This is a genomic window from Nocardioides sp., from assembly GCF_035703625.1.
Lineage (GTDB): Bacteria > Actinomycetota > Actinomycetes > Propionibacteriales > Nocardioidaceae > Nocardioides.
In genome coordinates, this window is sequence record NZ_DASSXS010000056.1 from 1 (window position 1) to 3,829 (window position 3,829).

The window sequence follows — 3,829 nt, forward strand, 5'->3', positions numbered from 1 at the left end:
CTCGGGGTCGACCCCGAGATCCCTCGGGGTCGGTCGAGGGTCGGGTGGGCAGGTTCACCGATGGGCGGGCCCCACGCCCGCGCGAGAGCGTGGGCGTCATGATCAGAGTCCAGTCCCTCAGCAAGCAGTACGGCCGGTTCCAGGCCGTCGACGACGTCACGTTCGCCGCCCGACCGGGCCGGGTCACCGGCTTCCTCGGACCCAACGGAGCCGGCAAGTCCACCACCATGCGGGTGATGGTCGGCCTCACCCCGCCGAGCCACGGCTCGGCGACCGTCCTCGGCCGGCGCTACGCGGACCTGCCCAACCCGGGCCGCGAGGTGGGCGTCCTCCTCGACGCCTCCGCGCAGCACGCGGGTCGCACCGGCCGCGAGACGCTCCGCGTCGCCGCCCGCACGATGGGTCTTCCCGCCTCCCGTGTCAACGAGATGCTCGAGCGGGTCGGCCTGGCCGAGACCGAGGCCGGCCGCCGGGTCCGGAACTACTCGCTCGGGATGCGCCAGCGTCTCGGCATCGCCACGGCGCTGCTCGGGGACCCGGAGGTCCTGGTCCTCGACGAGCCCGCCAACGGGCTCGACCCCGCCGGCATCCGGTGGATGCGCGACCTGCTCCGCGACTTCGCCGACACCGGCGGAACCGTCCTGCTGTCGTCGCACCTCCTGCACGAGATCGAGGTGATCGCCGACGACCTGGTGGTGATCGGGCAGGGTCGCATCGTCGCCGACGGCACCAAGAACGACCTCCTCTCGGCGGCCGGAACCATCGTCCGGTGCGGTGCCGTGGCCGACCTGGCGCGGGCCCTCACCGAGTCCGGAGTGACCGCCGCGGCGTACGGCGACGACGGCCTGCGGGCCGACGCCGACCCGGCCCTGGTGGGCAAGATCGCCCACGTCGCCGGCGTACCCCTGACCGAGCTCCGCACCGCCGACGGTGCGGGCCTCGAGGAGATGTTCCTCGAGCTCACCGCCGAGACCTCCCGCGAAGGAGCAGCAGCATGAGCACCATGCCCCTGACCCAGGCGCCTGCCCCCGCCCCAGCTTCCGGTACCGCGCGGGCGGTCCCCGCCCGGATCCCGTTCCGCCGGATCCTGTGGGTCGAGCTGACCAAGATGTTCAACACCCGGTCGGGCTCCTGGCTCACCGCGAGCATCGGGATCACCGCTGTGCTCGCCACGGGCGCGGTGATCGCCTTCGCGCCGGACAGCGCGCTGACCTACGACAGCTTCGGCGCGGCGGTCGGCGCCCCGATGGCGATCATCCTGCCCGTGATCGCGATCCTCTCGGTCACCAGCGAGTGGAGCCAGCGGAGCGGTCTGACGACGTTCGCCCTGGTGCCGAAGCGGGGTGCGGTGATCTGGGCCAAGCTGTTGATCTCGGTGGCGCTCGGCGCCCTCTCGATGGTGGTGGCGATGGGCATCGGCGCCGTGGGAAACCTGGCCGGAGCCGCGCTCACCGGCGTCGATCCCGTCTGGAACATCACGTGGAACCAGGCCACGTCGCTGGTCGTGGCCAACGTGCTCGGCCTGCTGGTCGGCTTCATGCTCGGTGTGCTGATCCGCAGCTCCGCGGCGGCCATCGTGGGGTACTTCGTCTACGGCTTCGTGCTCGGTGGCCTGACCGCCGTCCTGGCCGCGAGCCAGGAGTGGTTCCGCGACCTCCAGCCGTGGATCGACTTCAACTACACGCAGGGCCTGCTGTTCGAAGGGTGGCCGGTCGGGGGCGAGGCGTGGGCCCAGCTGGGTGTGACCGCCGTGGGCTGGCTGGTCCTTCCCCTGGTCGTCGGCCTGATGCTCGTCCGTCGCTCCGAGGTCAAGTAACCCTGGGCGTCCTGTGCTGAGGTGGCTGCTCCGGCAGCCACCTCAGCACAACCGTGTGCGCTAGGAGGGCTGCTTCCGCACCCGGTGCAGCAGCCAGTCGGAGCCGGTGTCGATCAGGGCGTAGCGGGCCGACCCCGCCTGGCCGTGGAGCACGAACACGAAGCGCTTGTCGTTGCGGTCCTCGAGCTCCCACCAGCCGGAGTCGGCGATCCGCTTGTCGGCGTCGGTGTGGGTCGCGTGCTCGAGCTCGTGGTCCTCGACCGCGACCGCCAGCCGGTCCGCCCTGGGGTCGTCCGGTAGTCCCTTGGGCACGGCCCACGAGCGGAGCACGCCGTCCTCCTCCAGTCGGAGGTCGAAGTGGTGTCGTGGTCGGTCGTGCTCGTGGAGCACGAACACCGGGCGTTCCGGCACGTTCAGTCCGGGCAGCCGTCGGGGCCGCACACCCCGTCGCCACCAACCAGCTGCAGGTTCGGCTCGCGCTCGGCCCAGGCACGTCGCAGCACCTCGCCGAACGCCTCGGCGGGCTGGGCGCCGGAGACGCCGTACCGGCCGTCGACGACGAAGAACGGGACTCCGCTGGAGCCGTGGGCGTGGGCCTGCTCGATGTCGGCCTGGACGGCGGCGGCGTACGCATCGCTGGCGAGCACCTCGTCGACCCGGGCGGGGTCGAGTCCGGCGACGGCCGCGACCTCGCGCAGCACGTCGTGGTCGGCCACGTTGCGGGCCTGGGTGAAGTACGCCGCCAGCAGCGCCTCCTTGAGCCGGTCCTGGACTCCCGGGCCGGCCTCGAGGGCGAGGTGGAGGAGGCGGTGCGCGTCCAGGGTGTTGGCGCGCCGCGCCTGGTGGAGCCGGTAGACCAGGCCCTGCTCGGCCGCCACGGCCTCGACCCGGTCGATCATCTGCGCCCCCGCGGCCGGGCCACCGCCGTACTTGCGGCCGAGGTGCTCCGCCACGGAGTCGGTCGGCTCGGACGGCGCCCCGGGGTCGAGCTGGTAGGAGTGCCACACCACCTCGACGTCGGCGGCGTGCTCGAAGCCGGCGAGCGCCGCCTCGAACCGGCGCTTGCCGATGTAGCACCACGGGCAGACCACGTCGGACCAGATGTCGATACGCACGGTGGTCCCAACCGCTCCCCCGGCTCGACTGTTCCCCAAATGCGCTGACCCGCCCGAAAGTTTCGGGCGGGTCAGCGTCTTCGCGCGTCAGTTTCGGGCGGGTCAGCGTTGTTCAGCGGGTGGCGGTGCCCTCGACGTAGTCGGAGTCGTGCGACTTCACCCACGCCATCAGCTTGCGCAGCTCGCGGCCGGTCTGCTCGATCGGGTGCTGCTCGGCCTTGGCGCGCAGCTCCTTGAACTCCGGCGCCCCGGCGTCCTGGTCGTCGATGAACCTCTGGGCGAAGGATCCGTTCTTGATGTCCTCGAGGATGGCGCGCATGTTGTCCTTCACCTCGGGCGTGATCACCCGGGGCCCGGACACGTAGTCGCCGTACTCCGCGGTGTCGGAGACCGACCACCGCTGCTTGGCGATCCCGCCCTCGTACATCAGGTCGACGATCAGCTTGAGCTCGTGGAGGCACTCGAAGTAGGCGACCTCCGGCTGGTAGCCGGCCTCGATCAGGGTCTCGAATCCGTACATCACCAGCTGGCTCGCGCCACCGCAGAGCACGGCCTGCTCGCCGAACAGGTCGGTCTCGGTCTCCTCGGTGAACGTCGTCCTGATCCCGCCGGCGCGCAGTCCGCCGATGGCTTTGGCGTAGGACAGCGCGAGGTCCCAGGCCTTGCCCGAGGCGTCCTCCTCCACTGCGACCAGGACCGGCACGCCGCGCCCGTCGACGTACTCGCGGCGGACCAGGTGGCCCGGACCCTTCGGCGCGACCATGAACACGTCGACGCCCTCGGGCGGGGTGATGTAGCCGAAGCGGATGTTGAAGCCGTGCCCGAAGACCAGGGTGTCGCCCGCCGCGATGTTCGGCTCGACCGACTCGGCGTACAGCTTCCGCTGCACGTGGTCGGG

At 71.4% G+C, this 3,829-nt stretch carries 5 protein-coding genes; 2 read left to right on the top strand and 3 right to left on the bottom strand.

The window, feature by feature from the left end; all coding sequences use genetic code 11:
* The first annotated feature begins 98 nt into the window (after positions 1-98).
* Together VFN12_RS02560 and VFN12_RS02565 are read left to right on the top strand one after the other, a co-directional pair.
* Positions 99-998, top strand: a complete 900-nt coding sequence (locus VFN12_RS02560; protein ID WP_325116991.1) for an ABC transporter ATP-binding protein — start codon at positions 99-101, stop codon at positions 996-998.
* On the top strand, positions 995-1,816 hold the full coding sequence (locus VFN12_RS02565; protein WP_325116992.1) for an ABC transporter permease: 822 nt from the start codon (positions 995-997) through the stop codon (positions 1,814-1,816). The genes VFN12_RS02560 and VFN12_RS02565 overlap by 4 nt, the downstream gene beginning before the upstream one ends.
* Positions 1,817-1,876: 60 nt before the next feature.
* On the opposite strand, the gene VFN12_RS02570 is transcribed toward VFN12_RS02565, so the two are convergent.
* From VFN12_RS02570 to ilvC, 3 genes are all read right to left on the bottom strand, one after another.
* Entirely contained in the window at positions 1,877-2,227 is a 351-nt protein-coding gene (locus VFN12_RS02570) for a DNA polymerase ligase N-terminal domain-containing protein (protein WP_325116993.1), read from the bottom strand.
* A 2-nt stretch (positions 2,228-2,229) separates the two neighbouring features.
* Positions 2,230-2,931 carry a DsbA family oxidoreductase gene (locus VFN12_RS02575; RefSeq protein ID WP_325116995.1) on the bottom strand — a complete coding sequence of 234 codons (702 nt, stop codon included), beginning with the start codon at positions 2,929-2,931 and terminating at the stop codon, positions 2,230-2,232.
* A 112-nt stretch (positions 2,932-3,043) separates the two neighbouring features.
* On the bottom strand, positions 3,044-3,829 hold a 786-nt coding region (ilvC, locus tag VFN12_RS02580; RefSeq protein ID WP_325116996.1), incomplete at its 5' end, for a ketol-acid reductoisomerase.